Below are 21,436 nucleotides of genomic sequence, written 5' to 3'. Positions count from 1 at the left end.
GAAATCCCGCCTTTTTATTATAGTATACAATAATTAGAATGGCGAAGCTTTTATAAGAGTAGTGTCCTACGCGTATCTGTTTCCATAAAAAAAGATGTCCGAAAAAGGTCTATAGACCCATCGAACACCTACCATATTTATATAAAATCATTATATTTTTGTACATTATTATTAAAAGCAAAAATTATTATTACAAAGATTGCATGTTCCAGACCAATTGTTTCAATTTTAACTTCCTTTTACTTCACTAACTGTAAAATTGTTTTAAAATGTTCATGGTCTGCACGTTGTAACAGCTCGTATAAAATCATCTCTGTGCTCGTTGGATAAATACCAAGTGCATTCATCTTAGTTAGCCCGATTTCTTTATTTGCCTTTGTTCGAGAAGACACAGCATCTACCACAACTTCCACTTCAAATCCTTGTTCCTTCAATTGTCTCGCCGTTTGGTACACACATATATGTGTTTCGATACCCGTGACAATAAATTGTGAACGTCCGCTTTCCTTCATCGCCTCCACAAATGCCTCTTCCTGGCAAGCACTAAAAGCCATTTTAGCAATGGGTTGCCCTTGTAAATGCTGGGCTATATCCAGTGCTGTTCCACCTAAACGACTTGGATTTTGTTCGAGCCATAAAATAGGTACTTCAAGTGCTTGCATGGCTTGTACCAACTTTGCTACATTGTCAATCATCGCTTCACTGTCATCCACAATTGTCGCTAACTTTCCTTGTACGTCCACAACCACTAAACAAGCTTTCTCTACTGTAAACATTTTGAACACCTCTTTTTCCTATTCTCTCTTATGATTATACAAAATCTTGCTTTACCTGTCGTAAAGTAAGAAGTCCCTTTCTTCAAAAATAGAGAGTACTGCAATCGATTTTGCTTGTTTTGGTGCTTCTTATACATTTTATCTATAATGGTAGAATAATTCCTATATCTTCAAAAACGAACATTGCACGAATTAAATCACAGCAATATGTATAAATCACGAAATATACAACTTATTTATTTGACCAAAACTTCTTTTCATTCGTATTTAACCTTCAAAACAGACTTAAATGTGACCATTTTGTTGCGAGTCTGTCGCTATTCTGCTCAAATATTAAGAATTTTATTTTTTCTCTTGAAAATTGGGGTATAATCCAGTAAAGTTCTGTTATTAACCAAACAAGGAGTGTACCACTTTGACACAACGTGCATACAATTTCAACGCAGGTCCATCTGCACTACCACAAGAAGTATTAGAAAAAGCTCAAGAGCAATTAGTAAACTTCCGTGATTCAGGTATGTCCATTATGGAAATGAGTCACCGTAGTGCTATTTTCGACGAAGTACATAACGAAGCCATTGCTTTATTAAAAAAACTTTATGCCATTCCAGAAAACTATGAGGTGCTATTTTTACAAGGTGGCGCAAGTCTTCAATTTACAATGATTCCTATGAACTTCTTAACAACTGAGCAAAAAGCTAGCTATGTATTATCAGGCTCATGGTCTGAAAAAGCTTTTAAGGAAGCGAAATTGTTTGGTACACCTATTGAAGCTGCAAGCACAAAAGAAAACCAATACCGCAATATTCCTGCTTTAGCAGACATTCAATTCAATGAAGATGATGCCTATGTACACATCACATCAAATAATACGATCTACGGTACACAATGGAGAAATTATCCTGACACAGGAAATGTTCCATTAATTGCCGATATGTCTAGTGATATTCTGTCAAAACCAGTGGATATTGAAAAATTCGGAATCATCTATGCAGGCGCTCAAAAAAACCTTGGTCCATCAGGGGTAACGGTCGTCATTATTCGCAAAGATCTGCTTGAGAAAGCCAATAAAAATATCCCAACAATGCTGAAATACACAACACACGCTGATAGTAATTCACTGTATAATACACCACCGACATTTGGTATCTATATGCTAGGAGAGGTGTTAAAGTGGGTAGAAGCTAAAGGTGGCGTAGCTGCAATTGAAAAACACAATGAATTAAAGGCCAAAGTGATTTATGATGCCATTGACAATAGTAATGGCTTCTACAAAGGTCATGCGGCTTCAGATAGCCGTTCTTTAATGAACATTACATTCCGTGTTGCAGATGAGGAGCTTGAAAAGCAATTCCTTGCAGAGGCGAAGGCAGCAGGCTTTGTAGGGCTAAACGGGCATCGATCTGTAGGTGGCTGTCGTGCTTCCACTTACAATGCAGTGCCTCTTGAGGCTTGTGAGGCTTTACGAGATTTCATGGTAGCGTTCCAACAAAAACATCAATAGACTTATACTAAACGACGACGAATTACGTTTCTGTAATGACTCGTCGTTTTTTGTTTAAAAAAATCATGCAAATCTATCCCCCTACAAATCATTTGAATTAGATATTTATAGCAATTTTTCAGCTTAGGGCTTTACACAATGCAAAAGATTTTGAGAAAAATATAGATTTTTAAGCTGCCTATCGGACATATCGCCAGCCTCTAGTTATGCACCAAACATAGATTATTAGTGTAAGGGTTACCCTTACGAAACTAGAGGAAGGGAGGTCTAGACGATGGAAGATAAACGATATACGACACAGATGAACTGGCAAGGCTGTAAATGTCCTAAAAAGGTTGAAAAATGCTGTCAACGTAAAGTTGAGAAATGTCCTTGTCAAAAAGAGGAAAAATGTACACCAAGAATGAGCAGCAACTGTAGAAGTTGTATTTGTCAACAATTAAGAAAATTAGAGCTTGCTACTACACTAGATATCTTCTTATCTGGAGGTATTAGCTTCTTAGGTGTGACTTTCATTTCCTTCGATCCACGAACTTGCTGTGCATACTTCCTTGAGCCAGGTGCAGCACCTGCTTCTCCTTTAATTGTAGATTGTAATAAAATTGTTGCGATCCGTAGAGTAGCAGTAGCTTAATAAGTTAAGAGGGTAGCCCTATATAGGTACTACCCTCTTTCTACATAGAAAAAACGCTGTCGTCTTTTAATTTGACAGCGTTTCATGCTTACAATCTGGACATTTGCCATATATTTCGAACTTATGATTTTCAATTTCATAGTCAGGCAATTTTTCTCCTAGCATTTCCATTGGGCAAAGATTCAGCTCTTTGACGTTGCCACAGTCCATACAGATGAAATGATGGTGATGATGGGCAGATTCACAGTGCATACGGAAGTTACGTTCTCCTGATAGCTCCGTTTCTTCTAAAATCCCCAGCTTCACAAAAGTAGCAAGGTTGCGATAAATAGTATCAAAACTCATTCCTGGAAAATCTTTTTTTAAAACGTCCAATAAGTCACGGGCTGTCAGATATTTATCTGTTGCAGCAAACATATCTAATAGTAACTCCCGTTTATCTGTTTTTTTATAGCCATTTTCTTTTAATATTTCCCACGCTCTTGAAACATTCATTGCGCTACCTCCCCCTGCTTTGCAGCCATTTTAAACGCTACTTTTTTTCCTAGGATTACCAGTAACAAAATCAAAATCGAAGTGACAACAATCGTACCACCCGGCGCTAAATCCATATAAAAGGCACTAATTAGACCAATTAAGACAGCCGTTTCTCCAAAGAGGATAGCATAGATGATCGTTTGCTTAAAGCCTTTTGCCAAGCGCATTGCAGCTGCAACAGGTAACGTCATTAATGATGACACAAGTAAAATCCCTACTATGCGCATACTTGCTGCAATGACAAGTGCTGTCACAATCATAAATAAAAGATGAACCCAACGTGCCGGCAGTCCACTAGCTTTTGCATATTCCTCATCGAAAGATAAAACAAATAATTCTTTAAAAAATAAAAACAAAAAGACAATGACAACAGCTGCAATTCCGATTACAACCCATAAGTCTTGGCGTGACACTGCAGATACCGAGCCAAATAAATAGCTCATTAAATCTGTGCTAAAGCCACTAGCCAGTGAGATGAAGATGGCACTTATGCCGATACCACCTGACATAATGATGGGAATGGCCAACTCCTCATAGTGTTTATACAAACGTCTTAGACGCTCAATTAAAATAGAGCCACTAACAGAGGCTAGTATTCCTAGATAAATAGGATTGAGCATGGCTAAGGCTGTTACAGATTGACTGATATATAAGCTCCCCGCAATTCCTGCAAGTGTTACATGTGACAAAGCGTCCGCAATTAAGGATAACCTTCGTACAACAATAAACACACCTAATAATGGAGCAAGAATGCCAATTAATAATCCAGAGAAAAAGGCATTTTGTAAAAATTCATAGTTTAAAATTGCTTCAATCATGGTGCCTACTCCTTCTAATGAATCTTTCTCACGGAATGACCATACCAAGCGTCTAGCGCATCCTGGGAGATATTATCAAAGTCATTTTTATAGCCGTGGAAGTGAATGGTTTGATTTAAACATGCCACATGGCTAATGCGATTCGATACCGTATCGACATCGTGTGTGACAAGAATCATGGTAATTCCTTGTTCCCGATTCAATTTCGCCAGCATATCATAAAATGACTGCACATTCTCATGATCAATGCCGACAGTTGGCTCATCTAAAATGAGTAGTTTTGGATCACTAACTAAAGCTCTTGCAATAAAGACGCGTTGTTGTTGTCCACCAGATAGCTCGCCAATGTTACGATGCATAAAAGCATCCATGCCAACTGCTTTTAAAGCTGCTTGAACTTTCCCTTTAGCATCTCGCCCTGGTCTTTTAAAGAGCCCTATTTTTTTCGTTAATCCACTTTTCACGACCTCTTGCACAGTTGCTGGGAATCCGGAATTAAAGGCATTAGATTTTTGAGAAACATAGCCAATCCATTCACGATGCTTGAAGGTTGCACTTGGTTCACCAAATAATTTTATTTCTCCAGACAAAGGCTTTAATAAACCTAAAATGATTTTTAATAGCGTTGATTTCCCAGAACCATTCGGACCGAGAAGTGCTAAAAAATCACCCTCTTCTACACGAAAAGAGATGTTTTTTAAAACGTGTGTATAGTCATATTGAAATGACACATTTTCAATATCAATAAGTGTTGTTTTCATGCATGATCGCTTCTTTCTAATTCAAAATCATTACGATTTACAAATTGTAAGTATAAAGGAAAGTGCAGTTTTTGTAAAGAAAAGAAGACAGATGCTTTTTCGAATGGGCTGATTGCGCGTGTGTACATGATGTCATGAAAATAAAACGCGATAAAGGAGGATTGACTTTGAGTATTCAATTTTTACAGCAATTGTCACAAAGCACAGATAAGGAAATTGTCGCGATTGCTCGTGAAGAGGGCTTTAACATTACGACTTCGGAAGTCAAAAAACTTCGACCTTATTTGGAGCAATTCTCATTTTCTTGGCTTTTTTTAGGCATTCCAAAGGACATTTTAGTAGAAGTTGAGGCGGTTTTAGGAAGAAAGCGCTCTCGTCAACTCATCGCATTGTTTACAAAGTAAAAAGAAGCCCGAAATCAGTGTACTATACTGATTTCGGGCTTCTTTATCTTGCTCCATATCGGGTATTAGCCTTTTAACGCTTCAATATGCTCAGGCTTAAATGTACCACTTCGTAGCATTTCAATTTCAACTTTATACGGAGCTACCTTAGATTTTGCATCACTATTTAGTGGCACAAATGGTGTTTCTAAAATTTTAGGAACATTCATCAATTGCGGATGGTGCACCACATAGTTTAGGGCATCAAAGCCAATATGACCAAAGCCAATATTTTCGTGACGGTCTTTACCAGCACCTCGCACATTTTTGGAATCATTAATATGCAAGACTTTAATGCGATCCACACCGATAATTTTATCAAATTCGTTTAATACACCATCAAAATCTTCCACAATATTATAGCCAGCATCATGTGTATGACAAGTATCAAAGCAGACAGAAAGACGTTCGTTATGAGTGACGCCATCTATAATTTTCGCAAGCTCTTCAAAGGAGCGTCCACATTCTGTCCCTTTCCCTGCCATTGTTTCTAAAGCAATTTGAACGGGATAGTCTTGTGTTAATACCTCATTTAAGCCTTCAATAATTTTCGCAATCCCAGCGTCAGCACCAGCACCGACGTGAGCACCAGGATGCAAAACAATTTGCGTTGCTTCCAGTGCTGCTGTACGTTCAATTTCAGATTGTAGAAAATCAACCCCAAGACGGAATGTTTCTGGTTTTTCTGTGTTGCCGATATTAATAATATAAGGTGCATGCACAACAATATTCGTCATGCCGTGCTCTTTCATATGCAGGAGACCATTCATAATGTTTAAATCCGCAATGGCTTTACGACGCGTATTTTGCGGAGCTCCTGTATAAATCATAAATGTATTAGCACCGTAAGATAGTGCCTCTTTACTAGAGCCAAGCAGCATTTCTTTCCCACTCATCGAAACATGTGAGCCAAGTAACATGTAAAAGCCCCCTTATTTTTTACCTCGTGCTTTTAAGCGACGTTCACGTTTTTTTATTTTTTCCATTTCCCATTTCATATTACGTTTATAGCCAGGTTTAACTTTTTTAGGCTTACGCACTAACGCTTTCGCTTTCACATCGATTTCATTCTCTTGCTTCACGCGATTTTTACGTGCGTGACGTTCTTTTAACTCAGACCATTCGCCATCTTTTACGTCTTTTTGCACAAATGGAATGCCCATTTTTTCGACACGAACTACTGCATCCTCATCAGACGGTTCAAATAAAGTAATGGCTGTTCCTTTATTGCCTGCACGTGCTGTACGTCCAACTCGGTGAATGAAGAATTCCAAGTCCTCTGGAATTTCATAGTTAATAACATGAGAAATTCCTTGAATATCAATACCACGTGCCGCTAAATCAGTAGCAACAATGTATTGATAGTCGAGTTCACGAATTTGCTTCATCATCTTTTTACGATCACGTGGACTTAAATCACCATGAATTTGGCCACAACGGATGCCATGCTCATTTAAATAACCAGCAACATGCTCTGCCGTTTTACGTGTGTTAGTAAAAATAACGGCTAAAAACGGATTGATACCTTCAATGACTTCTAATAAACGTTTGTTACGAGATTTTGAGCGCACTGGCACAAGTACAAAATCGATACCTTCTGCCACTGGTCGTTTATCATTCATATGGATGTGCACTGGAGCTTCCATATATTTCTTTAAAAATGGCTGAAGTTTTTCTGGAATCGTTGCAGAAAAAACATACATTTCAAGCTTTTCTGGCATCTGTGAAGCAAATCCATCAATCTCTTCTATGAAGCCCATATCGAAAGCTAAATCTGCTTCATCGACAACTAACATTGGTGCCGTATGCACAAATAACGCTTGTGCTGAAACAAGATCACGAATACGTCCAGGTGTTCCAACAACAATTTGAGGTTGTGTTTTTAATTTATCAATGGAGCGTTGTTTGTCCGTACCCCCAATAAATAGTTTCGCTTGAATAGCAGTTCCTTCTATTAATTGATTTAAAGCATCAAAAATTTGCTGTGCCAGCTCTCGTGTAGGGGAAGTAATAACGGCCTGTACTTCCTGTTTTTCTGCATCAATACGTTGAACAATTGGAATTAAAAAACTATGTGTTTTCCCTGTTCCTGTATGTGCCTGTCCAATGGCACTCTTCCCTTTTAATAAAAGTGGAATAATTTCTTTTTGAATTGGTGTCGGTTCTGTAAAGCCAAGTTTTGCAATGGCGTCCTGCAAAAATGGCTGAAAATTATAATCAGTATATTTTGACATCATTCGTTCCTCCTAACATCTTTCTCATTGTACCATGATTCGAACTTTAAGGTATATTTACGTCCTATTTCTTACAAGCATAAACATAATTTTAGTGTTTTATAATCACCGTAACAAAGCCCTTATCAAAGGTACTTGAAATACGCAGAATATGCAATCAAAAAAGCGCTGTAACAATGTTCGAAAACGCTAGTAATATGTAATTTTTATGTCAATTTATAGTGAACTAATGATTAGCATATTTCCCACATGTTATGATGGTGCTGTAAGATATTATAGGAGGTTGATAGATTATGAAAGCAGCAAGATGGTATAAAGCAAAAGACATCCGTGTAGAAAACATTGAAGAACCAGTCATCACACCTGGAAAAGTAAAGATTAAAGTACATTGGACAGGCATTTGTGGTAGTGATTTACATGAATACGCAGCTGGGCCAATCTTTATTCCAGTGGAGCAACCTCACTATGTAAGTAAAGATATCGCACCAATTGTTATGGGACATGAATTCTCAGGAGAAGTCGTAGAAATTGGCTATGGTGTAACATCCGTTAAAGTGGGAGATCCTGTCGTTGTTGAACCGATCCTTGCATGTGGTGAATGTGCAGCGTGTAAAAAGGGGAAATACAATATTTGTAAACACCTAGGTTTCCACGGTTTATCAGGCGGTGGCGGAGGATTCTCTGAATATACAATGGTAGATGAAAAAATGGTTCACAAAATGCCAGAAGGTCTTTCTTATGAACAAGGGGCACTTGTAGAGCCAGCAGCAGTTGCCTTACATGCAGTACGTCAAAGTAAATTGAAAGCTGGCGACAAAGCGGCTGTATTTGGAACAGGTCCAATCGGGCTTCTTGTGATCGAAGCATTACGTGCAGCAGGCGCAGCAGAAATATATGCTGTAGAGCTTTCAGCAGAGCGTGCCGCAAAAGCTTTAGAACTTGGTGCAACAGCCGTAATTAACCCTAAAGACGAAGATGCAGTAGCTCGTCTACATGAATTAACAAACGGCGGCGTAGACGTTGCCTTTGAAGTAACAGGTGTTCCAGTGGTATTACAACAAGCCATTGATTCCACAACTTTTGAAGGCGAAACAATCATCGTATCTATTTGGGAGTCTACTGCATCTATTCAACCAAACAATCTTGTTCTATCAGAGCGTTCAGTCAAAGGAATTATCGCGTACCGTGATATTTTCCCAGCAGTAATGGAGCTCATGACACAAGGTTACTTCCCTGCGGACAAGCTTGTCACAAAACGCATTGTACTTGATGAAGTGGTGACAGAGGGCTTCGAGGCATTAATGAAAGAGCGAAATCATATTAAAATCCTTGTAAATTCACAAGCTTAATATAGAGAGACAGGTAGAGAGGCTTCCTCTACCTGTTTTTTAATCTTTAACTTTATCCATTTTCCCCTTAATTTCCAGATTCGCCATAAGGAAGTTCACCTTATTTTCTCCAAATACTCCTAATGTACGTTTTTGTATATTTGCCTCTATAATTTTATTAATTTCTTCCTTTGAAAGCCCACTTGCTTGGGCAATTCGGTCCACTTGTATTTGTGCCGCCTTCACACTAATATGTGGGTCTAATCCTGAACCTGAGGCAGTCATTAAATCAGAAGGTATATCTTGTCGTTGTACGGATGGATTTGCAAGTAAAAACTTCTCGATATCTGCCTCTATCCGTTTCTTCAATTCTGGATTCGTTGATGCATAGTTAAATGTACCAGAGCTAACACCACTGTAGTTCACCTGGCCATTGTCATCTGGTAGCATATCCTCTTTCGTATAAACATTATAGTTAACAGATGAAACACGCCCCCAGAAATATTCTGGAGCAGTAAAATTTTGACCGATTAATTCAGAACCAACCGCTTGACCGTCCATTTCTAGTAAACTGCCATTTGCTTGTTGATGAAACACCCCTTGGGCTAAAGCTGTCACGGCAATCGGGTATATTAAACCACATATAATGAACATGGCGATTGTTATAAGTAATGCCTGCTTAGAACTATCAAAAATTTTTCGCATATAGCTTCCTCCCTATAATCCAACTATACGAAATAATGGTCCTACTAGTAGATCAATGATTTTAATGCCAATAAACGGGGCTATTATTCCGCCAACACCGTACACAAGCAAATTTTTATTCAATAATTTCGCGGCACTCATTGGCTTATACTTAACGCCTCTCATGGCGATTGGAATAAGCAATGGAATAATGACCGCATTAAAAATTAAGGCAGAAATAATGGCACTAGTAGGTGAATTGAGATTCATAATATTTAATGCTTTCATCTCAGGTACAGCAACCATTAGCATAGCTGGAATAATAGCAAAATATTTTGCGATATCGTTTGCAATACTAAATGTAGTTAAAGCACCGCGAGTCATTAGCAACTGCTTGCCAATTTCGACAACTTCAATAATTTTAGTTGGATTTGAATCTAAATCAACCATATTCGCAGCTTCCTTTGCTGCATTGGTTCCTGAATTCATGGCAAGCCCTACATTCGCCTGTGCCAGTGCTGGCGCATCATTCGTACCATCACCCGTCATCGCTACAACTTTACCTTGTGCCTGCTCGTCTTTAATCACTTGAATTTTATCTTCTGGCTTACTTTCTGCAATAAAGCTATCTACGCCCGCTTCCTTTGCGATTGCTGCTGCAGTAAGTGGATTATCACCCGTACACATAATCGTTTTAATGCCCATTGCACGAAGTTGTTCAAAGCGTTCCTTCAGTCCAGCCTTGACGACATCCTTTAAATAAATGACCCCTAAAATTTTATCGTTTAACGCTACTAACAGTGGTGTCCCACCAACAGAAGACACTTGTTGAACCAATTGATCCAAATTGCTAGGAATGCTATGACCTGCTTTCATACATTCTTTTTTTATCGTATCAGTGGCTCCCTTTCGAACTTTAGTGCCATCTAGTGTATCTAAACCACTCATTCGTGTCTGTGCGGTAAATGGAATATGCTCACTTGACTTAATCATGTTTTCTTCACTGTCCGTATTTACCCCTAATTGGGTGGCCAATGATAAAATAGATTTCCCCTCTGGTGTATCGTCTGTTAGAGAACTTAGCCATGCAGCTCGAATTAAATCCTTAGTTTCCACCCCTTTTACTGGTAAAAACTCAGCTGCCATGCGATTTCCATACGTGATCGTTCCTGTTTTATCTAGGATTAATGTATCTACATCTCCACATGCCTCTACCGCTCTACCAGACATCGCAATAACATTAAATTGTGTTACTCTATCCATTCCTGCAATTCCGATCGCCGACAATAATCCACCAATTGTTGTCGGAATTAGACAAACTGTCAGGGCAATTAATGTAGCGATAGAAATCGGCACATTTAAATAAGTTGTCATTGGGTAGAGTGACACCACAACTAATAGAAAAATAATCGTTAAACTTACAAGAAGTGTGTTAAGTGCTATTTCATTTGGTGTTTTCTTGCGACTAGCTCCTTCAATAAGCGTTATCATTTTATCTAGAAATGATTCACCAGGCATGGAAGTAATTTCGATTATCAACCAATCACTTGTCACCGTCGTCCCGCCCGTAACTGACGAAAAATCTCCGCCCCGTTCTTTCACTACAGGAGCAGATTCACCTGTAATTGCGGATTCATCTACAGTAGCAATTCCGTCAATGACCTCCCCATCATTGGGAATGACCTCTCCAGCTTGAACTAACACCATATCGCCTTTTTTTAATTCATGTGCCAGTTTAAAAATTTCAGAACCATCATTTAGCAAAACACGTGCCTGTGTCACTGTCTTTGTTTTTTTTAATGTTTGGACCTGTGCTTTCCCTCTTCCTTCTGCAATCGACTCTGCAAAATTGGCAAATAGAATCGTAACAAATAGAATAATAGCTACAATACCATTATATAATCGTGCATGTTCTCCACTCTCATTACCAAACAAATTTGGAAAAAGAACTAATAGTAACACGAACAAAAATCCTACCTCCACAACAAACATAACAGGATTCTTCAGCATATATATGGGGCTAAATTTCTTAAAAGCATCTATTAATGCTCTTTTTAGTATGACGCCAGTCATAAAACTTTTTCTTGCTGTTTCCATATGTGTCTCTCCTCATTAAGAATAAAGTTGTAAGTGCTCTGTAATTGGACCAAGTGCTAAAGCTGGTAAAAATGTCAGCGCACCAATCATCAAAACGACAGCCACAAGTAAAAAAGTAAAAGTTGTCGTATCCGTTTTTAATGTCCCTACTGAATCGCTATGCCTTACTTTATTAGCAAGTAAAGAAGCGATAGCTAATTGAATAATTATAGTTACATAACGACCAAAGAACATAGCAAAACCTGTTGTTATATTCCAAAAGGTTGAATTATCCGCTAAACCTTCGAAGCCAGAGCCATTGTTGGCAGAGGCAGAGGCAAATTCATATAGAACTTGTGATAATCCATGTGCCCCTGGATTCGTTATTCCAGCTATTCCAGATGGTGTTGCAACCGCAAGTGCTGAAAAGAGCAAAATAATAGCAGGATGAATTAGAATACAAAGAGCAATTAATTTCATTTCTTTTTCTTCGATTTTTTTACCTAAAAACTGTGGAGATCGACCAATCATTAGACAGGCAATGAAAATGGTCAGCAGGACATACATCATCATGTTCATCAGGCCAACTCCTTTGCCTCCGAACACAACATTGAGCATCATATTAAACATAGGTACTAGACCACCAAGTGGCGTTAAAGTATCATGCATATTGTTAATAGACCCTGTAGTAAATGCAGTCGTTACAGTCGTAAATAATGCCGATTGTGCTACCCCAAAGCGTATTTCTTTTCCTTCCATACTCCCAAGCTCCTGTGTAATGCCGAGTTCACTAATGAATGGATTACCAGCCTTCTCTGCAATGTACACAGTCACTAATCCTACGAGGAACAATATACTCATTGCCGTAAAAATAGCTAACCCCTGTTTTCCAAAAATAGTTTTCTCTTTTCTGTAGGCAACCATCAGACTAAAAGCGACGACACATGCCCCTGGTAATAACATCATAGATAACATCTCTACTATATTTGAAAGAACGGTCGGATTTTCAAAAGGTGTGGTTGAATTGGCTCCGTTAAAACCACCACCATTTGTCCCTATATGTTTAATAGATTCAAGAGAAGCAATAGGTCCAAGTGCAATATCTTGCAATTTACCCTCTATTGTTTGTACTGTTTGATTGCCATTGAAGGTTTGAGGTGATCCTTGAGATACTAAAATAAGAGCCACAACAATGGAAAAAGGCATTAAAATACGAGTAATAACACGAACAAAATCGACAAAAAAATTCCCTATCGTATCTGTTTTAGCTACTAATCTACGACAGAAAGCCATACAAGCGGCATAACCTGTAGCTGCTGATGTAAACATCATAAAAGTAATGACTAGCATCTGTGATAGATAGCTGAGTCCAGATTCACCACTATAGTGTTGAAGATTTGTATTCGTTATAAAAGAAATAATTGTGTTAAACGAAAGAGTAGCTTCCATGTTGTCAATATTATTTGGATTTAAAAATAGTAATGCTTGAATGCGTAGTATGATATATCCCACAAACACCATCATGGCATTTGAAATAATTAATGAAAGTACATATTCTTTGCCCGTCATATCAAGTCGTTTAATGCCGCAAACTTTATAAATTGCTGCGTCGACTTTATCTAATAGAGGATCAAGCCAAGTTTTTTGTTGTAATGTTACTCGATATAAATAATGACCCGTTAAAATAACGAGCGGTAGATAGATAATGAGTACAATGGCTATTTGCCACATAGTGTGTCCCCCCAGCCTTTAATCATTTTCTGGATAAAGTAATGCATGCCCTAAATAACCAAATAGAAATACTAGTACTACTCCCATAAAAATCCACAAATTGACTTCCTCCTCGTTACTCTTCCACTAGTTTGTAGCACCATACTGTTAACGCCAAAACACAAGCAAAGCTTATGATTAGTAAGCCCATCATAAAAAAATCCATCAATCGTAACACCTCTTCTCCTTAAGGATGCTCTCATCATACTGACTTTCAAATTAATGTAGTGTTAGGAAATCCTTTTTTCTATTAAGAAAGGATAAAGAAGCAAAATCTTTACACTTTCTTAATGGAAGTTAACGCTATAATACAAATGAGGTGAAAGAGGATGGAAGATAAACGCCCAACTCCAGAGATGTTTCTTGCGAGGCTTCAACAGGAGGAACAAACTAAAGGGAAATTAAAAATCTTTCTCGGCTATGCTGCAGGGGTAGGTAAAACTTATGCCATGTTAGATGCGGCACATCAGGCACAAAAACTCGGTAAAGATGTAGTGGTTGGCTATGTGGAGCCGCATCCTCGTCCAGAAACGTTAGCATTACTAGAAGGACTTGAGCAAATTCCTACAAAGATAATAACCTACAAGGGAAAAATATTTCAGGAATTGGATATAGATGCCGTATTGCAGCGCCAACCAGAAATTGTCCTGATCGATGAATTGGCCCATTCTAACGTGCCAACGATGCGGCACAAGAAGCGTTTTGGAGATGTTGAAGAACTACTTGCTAAAGGGATACATGTTTTTACAACTGTAAATATTCAGCATATTGAAAGTCTTCATGATTTAGTAGAAGAAATCACTGAGATTAAAGTGCGAGAACGTATTCCTGATTATTTAATTGATCAAGCTGCACAAATAAAAGTGGTCGATATTGAACCAGACGAATTAATTCAACGTCTGCAAGATGGAAAGGTATATGTCAAGCAACAGGCAGAGAAAGCTTTACATTCTTTTTTCCGCAGACAAAATTTAGTATCACTACGGGAAATCGCATTACGACGAACAGCCGATACAATCAACTATCAACAATTAAACAGTAACGAATCTGTCAGAAATTATGTACAAATTGAAGAACACTTACTTGTAGGAATCAGTAGTTCTCCTACAAATGCAAAAGTGATTCGAACTACTGCAAGGCTTGCACAAGCCTTACATGGCAAATTTACCGCTCTCTATGTTCAAAACATGCAGGCACATGAAAGAAATCACGCCGATTCAGAACGCTTACAACAGCACATCAAACTTGTTGAACAGCTTGGCGGTCATGTTGTCATTGTTCAAGAAGATGACGTAGCCGCAGCCCTTGCCAACTATGCTCAAGTTAGTGGTGTCACTAAACTTGTCATCGGTCGAACAAGTATGAGAAAAAAATGGTGGCAGCCAAACACCAAAATTAGTGATCGCCTTAACGAATATGTGCCGAATTTATCTATACACATAGTGCCAGATCAAGAAAATGAACAATTCTACTTTCCTAGTATCAAAAATAAACTGGCATTTGAATGGCTTGATCTATTTAAAATGTTTATCGTATTTAGCGTAATATCCATAGTCGGCTTATATTTGTATTCCATTGATATTAGTGAGCCTAATATTATAACCATTTATATTCTAGGTGTTCTCATTCTTGCTATTTGGTCATCAGGATGGATAATGAGCATTATTAGCTCTATCGTTGCTGTTTTACTTTTTAATTATTTGTTTACAGAGCCACGGTTTTCATTTGATGCGTATCATCGTGACTATCCTATGACTTTTTTTATCATGTTTCTCTCTGGTGTAATTACAAGTAGTTTAACGAAAAAGATCAAGGCGCAAACTACTATAGCCATACGGAAATCTTATCGAATGGAAGTACTCCTTGAAACGAATCGGAGACTGCAACACGCAAAGTCTATCGAAGAAATTATTACGGAAGGTATGACTCAAATTGTCAAATTAGTAGAAAAACCTGTGCAATTTTTTGAAATAGACAATCAGGTAATTGGGAAATCTACTTTTTTCCGAACGGAGAAAATATCTGCAATAGAAAATCAAAAAATAGCTACACTTTTCAATAATCCAAACGAGCATGGCGTCGTGAGCTGGGTGACGAATAATAAGCACGTAGCTGGTGTATCAACAGATATATTTCCTGAAGTGAGTGCTTACTATATACCTGTTATTTCTAATAGTCATGTTAAGGGGGTTATTGGTATTGCACTGTCTAAATTATTGCCTCTACCTGCATTTGAACGCAATATTTTGCACGCCATCATTAATGATTTTTCATTCGCAATGGATAAATGGTATTTACAGAAGCTCAATGAAGAAGTAGCGCGAGAGGCTGAAATGGAGCAGATGCGAGCTAACCTGTTACGGGCCATATCCCATGACCTTCGAACACCGCTTACTGCTATTTCTGGAAATGCGGATATCTTACTGAATAATGCATCATTAATACCTGATAGTGAAAAAAACAAATTATATGAGGATATTTTTAATAATTCAAAATGGCTTGTCCAAATGGTAGAAAACTTACTAGCTGTTTCTAAGCTAGAGGATGGACAATTTGCTTTAGAAATGCAAATGGAATTAGTAGAAGATATTATTCAAGAGGCTCTTTCCCATGTTGTTCACCAAAACAATTCTCATAAAATATCCTATCAAATAGAACCAGAATTTTTATTGAGCCTAATGGATGCTAGATTGATTATACAGGTTTTCGTCAATATCATTGATAATGCATTGACTTACACCCCTCCAGGCAGTGACATTACTATCTCGGTGAAGGAATGTGATGGTTTAGTAAATTTCAGCATTTCGGATAATGGGCCAGGAATTGATGATTCCTTAAAAGGTAGCTTATTTGAGCCGTTTACGACTGGCAAGGTCCAACGCAGTGATAGTAGACGAGGACTGGGGCTAGGCTTAGCACTGTGTCAAACAATTTTAAAGTTACATGGTAGTCACATAACTGTTTCAGATAATAAACCGCAAGGAACAATTTTTAACTTTTCACTGAAAAAGGAGTAAAGAAATTTGATGAATAAACGAATTCTAGTAGTAGAAGATGATGTGGCCATTGCCAATTTAATTAAAATGACATTATCTACCCAGCATTATGAATTCGACATTGCTCAAGATGGGAACAGTGCACTTCAAAAAGCTATTACCATGAAACCCGATGTTTATATTTTAGATTTAGGACTACCGGACATGGATGGTGTAGAGCTTATTACAAAAATTAGAAGTTGGACTCAAACGCCCATTATTGTCGTCAGTGCGCGTGGGGAAGAATATGATAAAATTAACGCTTTGGATGCAGGTGCAGATGATTATGTCACGAAGCCCTTTAGTGTGGAAGAATTATTAGCAAGAATTCGTGTAGCATTGCGCAGAGCAGCCTATGAACATCCACCTGAACAGGAAAGTTCAACATTTACCAATGGTTATCTTCAAATCAATTATGTCAATCAAACAGTATTAGTGAATGGAAAAGAAATACATGTCACACCTATTGAATATAAACTTTTAGTTGTTTTATCCAAGCATGTTGGAAAGGTTCTAACCCATAATTTTATTTTAAAAGAAATCTGGCATAATGCCCTTCAATCAGATATTCCAAGTTTACGAGTTTTTATGGCAACACTTCGAAAAAAAATAGAAGCCGACCCAGCACAGCCTAAACTTATACAGACACATGTGCGAGTCGGCTATCGAATGCTTCGCTATCATGAAGATGAATAAAATAAGAAGATCGAAGCAGAAGGTTTATTTGCACTTCTGCTCTTTCATTGATGAATTCGCCTTAGAAATTATCGCACCCCACCATTAGCCTTTGCATATCATAGCTATAGTCAGGTATGTCATCAATGAAAAACAAGTAGAAAGGAGATCATTATGGTATTTCGACAACCTTATCCATACCCTATGTATCCGGGTGGCATGAGAATGCCCATGCCCATGCCAACACCTTCACAGATGTCGCCACAGTCCTTTTTTCCGCCTGGAGGCTTCCCTGTTCCACCACGAATTCCAGGCGGCTTTCCAATGGCTAATGGAATAGGTTCCTTTGGAGGGCAAATGCCGATGCCACCTGTGCAAGAAGCTTCGAAAGTCGGTTCGTTTTTACAGCAAGCCAACAGTTTATTCAATACGGCTAAAACCTATACCCCTTATATCCAACAAGCCATGCCGATGGTGAAAAATATTCCATCTCTTTTAAAATTGTATAAAGGATTCCAAGGACTTCCTTCCGCTGGAGCTGGCGCTGAAGCAGCAGGTAGTGATAGTAAGGCCGCTACTGGAAGTAGACGATCATCTAGGCAAAGTGCATCATTTACGCCAGCTGAACCACTTCCATCCAAACCACGTATTTTCCAACCACCTATGTAAATGAACGTTTCTTTGTATTCACCGTCCCTGTCCGTTATAATGTAGATAGGTAAGCTTGAAAGGAGTCACAACCATGCAAGTATTGAAAATTAATCCACGTGGCTATTGCTACGGTGTTGTCGATGCGATGGTGATCGCACGTAATGCCGCACTTGATAAAACATTACCAAGACCTATCTACATCTTAGGGATGATTGTGCATAATAAACATGTCACAGACGCGTTTGAAGAGGATGGTATCATCACGTTAGATGGTGAAAACCGCCAAGAAATTATTGAGCAAGTTGAAACAGGTACGGTCATTTTCACAGCACACGGTGTTTCACCAGAAATTCGTGAAATTGCGAAGCGAAAAGGCTTAGTGTCCATTGATGCTACATGTCCTGATGTAACAGTTACTCACGATTTAATTCGCGAAAAATCTGCAGAAGGCTATGATATTATTTACATTGGTAAAAAAGGACATCCCGAGCCAGAGGGTGCCATTGGCGTTGCTCCGGATCATGTCCACTTAGTGCAGTCCTCTATTGATATTGATGCGTTACAATTAACGAACGATAAATTACTTGTCACAAATCAAACGACAATGAGTCAATGGGATGTCGCCCATTTAATGGATAGTTTAAAAGAAAAGTTCCCACATATAGAGGTACACAAAGAGATTTGTTTAGCTACACAGGTTCGTCAAGAAGCTGTTGCTCAGCAAGCAGGAGAAGCGGATTTACTAATTGTTGTAGGTGATCCTAAATCAAATAACTCCAACCGTTTAACACAAGTCTCTGTAGAAATTGCAGGAACACCATCCTATCGAATTGCTGACGTTTCAGAGCTAAAAATAGAATGGTTAAAAGGCATTAACATTGTAGCTGTCACAGCAGGTGCTTCTACGCCAACACCGATTGTAAAAGAGGTTATTTCCTTCCTTGATCAATTTGATGAAAATGACCCTTCTACACACGAGATTAAGCGTACGGTAACATTAAATAAAATCCTGCCGAAAATTAAAACGCCAACACCTGTTGATAAAATATTGCCTTATTAATTAATAGCAAAAAATCCTGGTTGCCATGATGACAATCAGGATTTTCTCTATTTACTAAAATAATAGTTGATAGGGCGACCAATGCCTCCATAATGGACATCCATTGTAATTTCCTCTTGCTTCTCTAAATAATCCAAATATCTTCTGGCCGTTACACGGGCAATTCCTATTCCACTTGCTACCTCTTCAGCCGATGCACCATCTACCGATTGTAAAAAGTGCACCACCTTTTCGAGTGTTGTACGATTAAAACCTTTTGGAAGATTTTTCTCTGATTGTAATGTATGTGATGGCTCTATGTTATTTTTTTCATCACGATAATGAAATAACTGATCCAATTCTCCCTGTGTAAGCTCTCGTTCTGTTTGTGTTTGCTTCTTAAAGCGTAAATAATTGTCCAGCGTCCCTTTGACTCGTTCAAATGAAAATGGCTTCATAATATAATCAAAGACACCTAGATGCAGTACCTGTTTCACCGTCTCCATATCATTCGCAGCCGTTACAGTGATGACATCCACTGGTAAATCCAGCTCGCGTATTTTGCGTAAACTCGTAATACCATCTTGCTCGGGCATAAAAATATCCATAAAGACTAAATCAGGCTGATGATGGCGAATTTGTGTAATGCCCTCTAAGCCATTAGATGCCTGTCCAATCACTTGAAAATGTTCTACCTTTTCAATAAATTGACGATTTACCTCTCGCACCATTGGATCATCCTCAATTAATAATACTTTGATTTGTGCCACTGTCTGCCCTCCATCCAATTATGAATAATAAAAGGTGATTAAAAAACTTGTCCCTTTGTTGGGTTCACTGATGACTTCAATATCACCCTGTCCTTTTTCAACGATTTCTTTTATTAGGAACAACCCTATTCCACGGTAGTTTTTCTCTTTTGTAGAATAACCATTGTCAAATATGTGCTGTTTGACCTCTTCCGTCATGCCAACACCGTTATCCGTTACTAAAATCGCAAGGACATCCTCATCTTCATCTACTGAAACATGAATCACTTTCTCCTCTACCTGTACATCTTTTAATGCATCAAATGCATTCTCGATTAAATTACCAAATAGAATAACGAAATCATGATGATCCAAATTAGGTGGGAAGGATGTTAATCGACTTTCACGATCAATCTCAAGTCGAATTCCTTGTTCTTTAGCATAGGAAATTTTACTAAGCAATAGCCCAGAAATATTTTCATTTTTTATACGTTCATTTAAAAAATTCGTGATTTCATCATGTTCTTCCTTCACTTGCGTTAAATAAGTGAGTGCCTGTTCATGATGACCGAGCTGTAAAAGACCTGCTATCGTATGCAGTTTATTTTTATGCTCATGCGTTTGTACGCGCAGAGCTTGGACAAAAGCTCGAACGCCCGTTAGTTCTTCTGCAAGCTTTTTCACTTCCGTACGGTCTTTAAACATGGCTACTGCCCCGACGGTTTCCCCATTAACCTGTATCGGAATTCGGTTACTCATAATACTGTGATTATTAATATATAGCTCACGATTAAATAATGGCTGATCTAGCTCTAAAATTTCAGGAAGTCGTGTATCGGGCAGGACATGAAAGATTTTCTGACCAATTAGTACAGAGGGTTTTTCATGAACACCTAATATATCACAAGCTTTTTCATTAAAAATTGTGATGGTTAAATCATTGTCGATGGCAATGATGCCTTCATGCATGGCATTAAATGTTTCTGTACGCTCCACATACATTTTGGCAATTTCATGAGGCTCTAATCCAAACATTTGCTTCTTCATATGAAGCCCTAAAGTTCGTGCACCCCATACACTAAAGATTAAAGATAATAGAACAGTAATCATCAGCTCTGTTTCCATTGATTGTAGTAATTCCACTACTGTAAGTACACTGAACCCCACTACCGTAACACCGATTTGTTGACCTTCTTGATTCATAATCGGTACAAATGCACGCACCATATCACCATGCTCTCCACGAGCGATCGACGTATAATAATGCTCAGAAAACGCAGCGTTTAAATCACCCGATTGCGATATTCGACCAAGTTCCTGGCTATTGGGGTGAGAATATTTTCGACGTTCCATATCAAGAACAACAATATACTTTGCTCCATTGATATCACGAATTTCTTCTACTACAGGGTTAATATGTTGAATCGCCTCCAGGTTATTTTCGCTAGCAATATACGTTTTTATTTCAGGAAGCTGTGAGACGGTTTTGGCCACTAGTAGTGCTTGATCACTTAGTTTTGTTTTCTGTTCATTCATCACAAACCCTAACAAGAAAGTACCACCAATACTAAAGGAAAGCATCAGAATAAAAAACGTCAGAGACATGATTTTTCTCTGCATCGATAACTTTTGAAATTTCAAGATGACCGCCTCCCTCCTACTATATTTTAGCGTACTCCATATGTTAGAATAACAAAAACATCAGAAAATACGAATAAATTG

Annotated in this window: 19 protein-coding genes; 8 read left to right on the top strand and 11 right to left on the bottom strand. The window is 38.2% G+C overall.

Going from position 1 to position 21,436, the window contains the following annotated elements; genetic code table 11:
- Positions 1-239 precede the first annotated feature (239 nt).
- Positions 240-776, bottom strand: a complete 537-nt coding sequence (locus tag MHI34_RS15385) for a hydrolase (RefSeq protein WP_036120402.1) — start codon at positions 774-776, stop codon at positions 240-242.
- A gap of 415 nt (positions 777-1,191) precedes the next feature.
- Here MHI34_RS15385 and serC point away from each other — a divergent pair, with 415 nt between their 5' ends.
- Together serC and MHI34_RS15375 are read left to right on the top strand one after the other, a co-directional pair.
- Positions 1,192-2,280 (top strand): 3-phosphoserine/phosphohydroxythreonine transaminase, encoded by a 1,089-nt coding sequence (gene serC / locus MHI34_RS15380; protein WP_342503606.1) that lies wholly within the window; start codon positions 1,192-1,194, stop codon positions 2,278-2,280.
- A gap of 274 nt (positions 2,281-2,554) precedes the next feature.
- Entirely contained in the window at positions 2,555-2,914 is a 360-nt protein-coding gene (locus tag MHI34_RS15375) for a hypothetical protein (RefSeq protein ID WP_036120408.1), read from the top strand.
- Between the two features lie 66 nt (positions 2,915-2,980).
- On the opposite strand, the gene MHI34_RS15370 is transcribed toward MHI34_RS15375, so the two are convergent.
- From MHI34_RS15370 to MHI34_RS15360, 3 genes are read right to left on the bottom strand one after another with little or no spacing between them, the layout of a single operon-like run.
- Positions 2,981-3,409, bottom strand: a complete 429-nt coding sequence (locus tag MHI34_RS15370) for a Fur family transcriptional regulator (RefSeq protein WP_036120410.1) — start codon at positions 3,407-3,409, stop codon at positions 2,981-2,983.
- On the bottom strand, positions 3,406-4,269 hold the full coding sequence (locus MHI34_RS15365) for a metal ABC transporter permease (protein WP_036120412.1): 864 nt from the start codon (positions 4,267-4,269) through the stop codon (positions 3,406-3,408). The genes MHI34_RS15370 and MHI34_RS15365 overlap by 4 nt, the downstream gene beginning before the upstream one ends.
- Before the next feature lie 14 nt (positions 4,270-4,283).
- A complete protein-coding gene (locus MHI34_RS15360) occupies positions 4,284-5,030 on the bottom strand; it encodes an ABC transporter ATP-binding protein (protein ID WP_036120413.1) in 747 nt (248 codons plus the stop codon).
- A 167-nt stretch (positions 5,031-5,197) separates the two neighbouring features.
- On the opposite strand from MHI34_RS15360, the gene MHI34_RS15355 reads away from it, so the two are divergent.
- A complete protein-coding gene (locus tag MHI34_RS15355; protein WP_036120418.1) occupies positions 5,198-5,434 on the top strand; it encodes an endonuclease IV in 237 nt (78 codons plus the stop codon).
- A gap of 65 nt (positions 5,435-5,499) precedes the next feature.
- Here the strand turns inward: MHI34_RS15355 and MHI34_RS15350 are convergent, their stop codons facing one another.
- Both MHI34_RS15350 and MHI34_RS15345 read right to left on the bottom strand, forming a co-directional pair.
- Complete coding sequence (locus tag MHI34_RS15350) at positions 5,500-6,393, bottom strand: deoxyribonuclease IV (protein WP_141905082.1); 894 nt, start codon at positions 6,391-6,393, stop codon at positions 5,500-5,502.
- 12 nt (positions 6,394-6,405) lie between these two features.
- Positions 6,406-7,707 (bottom strand): DEAD/DEAH box helicase, encoded by a 1,302-nt coding sequence (locus MHI34_RS15345; protein WP_036120423.1) that lies wholly within the window; start codon positions 7,705-7,707, stop codon positions 6,406-6,408.
- Between the two features lie 293 nt (positions 7,708-8,000).
- Here MHI34_RS15345 and MHI34_RS15340 point away from each other — a divergent pair, with 293 nt between their 5' ends.
- A complete protein-coding gene (locus MHI34_RS15340) occupies positions 8,001-9,056 on the top strand; it encodes a 2,3-butanediol dehydrogenase (RefSeq protein ID WP_342503605.1) in 1,056 nt (351 codons plus the stop codon).
- A gap of 39 nt (positions 9,057-9,095) precedes the next feature.
- On the opposite strand, the gene kdpC is transcribed toward MHI34_RS15340, so the two are convergent.
- Genes kdpC through kdpA form a run of 3 tightly spaced genes read right to left on the bottom strand, consistent with a single transcriptional unit; the run spans position 9,096 to position 13,526 of the window.
- Positions 9,096-9,740, bottom strand: a complete 645-nt coding sequence (gene kdpC, locus MHI34_RS15335) for a K(+)-transporting ATPase subunit C (protein ID WP_036120429.1) — start codon at positions 9,738-9,740, stop codon at positions 9,096-9,098.
- 12 nt (positions 9,741-9,752) lie between these two features.
- Positions 9,753-11,816, bottom strand: a complete 2,064-nt coding sequence (gene kdpB, locus MHI34_RS15330) for a potassium-transporting ATPase subunit KdpB (protein ID WP_271910339.1) — start codon at positions 11,814-11,816, stop codon at positions 9,753-9,755.
- A 15-nt stretch (positions 11,817-11,831) separates the two neighbouring features.
- Positions 11,832-13,526, bottom strand: coding sequence for a potassium-transporting ATPase subunit KdpA (kdpA, locus tag MHI34_RS15325; RefSeq protein ID WP_058844118.1), 1,695 nt, complete (start codon positions 13,524-13,526; stop codon positions 11,832-11,834).
- A gap of 368 nt (positions 13,527-13,894) precedes the next feature.
- Here kdpA and MHI34_RS15320 point away from each other — a divergent pair, with 368 nt between their 5' ends.
- The 4 genes from MHI34_RS15320 (at position 13,895) to MHI34_RS15305 (ending at position 18,986) form a co-directional block, all read left to right on the top strand.
- Positions 13,895-16,582, top strand: a complete 2,688-nt coding sequence (locus tag MHI34_RS15320) for a sensor histidine kinase KdpD (RefSeq protein WP_271910341.1) — start codon at positions 13,895-13,897, stop codon at positions 16,580-16,582.
- A 9-nt stretch (positions 16,583-16,591) separates the two neighbouring features.
- Positions 16,592-17,296, top strand: coding sequence for a response regulator transcription factor (locus tag MHI34_RS15315; protein WP_036120442.1), 705 nt, complete (start codon positions 16,592-16,594; stop codon positions 17,294-17,296).
- Positions 17,297-17,449: 153 nt separating this feature from the next.
- Positions 17,450-17,944 carry a VrrA/YqfQ family protein gene (gene vrrA / locus MHI34_RS15310; RefSeq protein WP_036120445.1) on the top strand — a complete coding sequence of 165 codons (495 nt, stop codon included), beginning with the start codon at positions 17,450-17,452 and terminating at the stop codon, positions 17,942-17,944.
- 73 nt (positions 17,945-18,017) lie between these two features.
- Entirely contained in the window at positions 18,018-18,986 is a 969-nt protein-coding gene (locus MHI34_RS15305) for a 4-hydroxy-3-methylbut-2-enyl diphosphate reductase (protein WP_342503604.1), read from the top strand.
- Between the two features lie 47 nt (positions 18,987-19,033).
- Here MHI34_RS15305 and MHI34_RS15300 read toward each other — a convergent pair whose 3' ends face one another.
- Together MHI34_RS15300 and MHI34_RS15295 are read right to left on the bottom strand one after the other, a co-directional pair.
- Positions 19,034-19,735 (bottom strand): response regulator, encoded by a 702-nt coding sequence (locus MHI34_RS15300; protein WP_342503603.1) that lies wholly within the window; start codon positions 19,733-19,735, stop codon positions 19,034-19,036.
- Positions 19,736-19,753: 18 nt separating this feature from the next.
- Positions 19,754-21,295, bottom strand: coding sequence for a sensor histidine kinase (locus tag MHI34_RS15295; protein ID WP_342504470.1), 1,542 nt, complete (start codon positions 21,293-21,295; stop codon positions 19,754-19,756).
- Positions 21,296-21,436: the final 141 nt, after the last annotated feature.

The organism is Lysinibacillus sp. FSL L8-0126 (assembly GCF_038630385.1).
GTDB lineage: Bacteria > Bacillota > Bacilli > Bacillales_A > Planococcaceae > Lysinibacillus > Lysinibacillus fusiformis_D.
The sequence above is the reverse complement of the archived record's forward strand: the minus strand, read 5'-3'. Positions and strand labels throughout refer to the sequence as shown.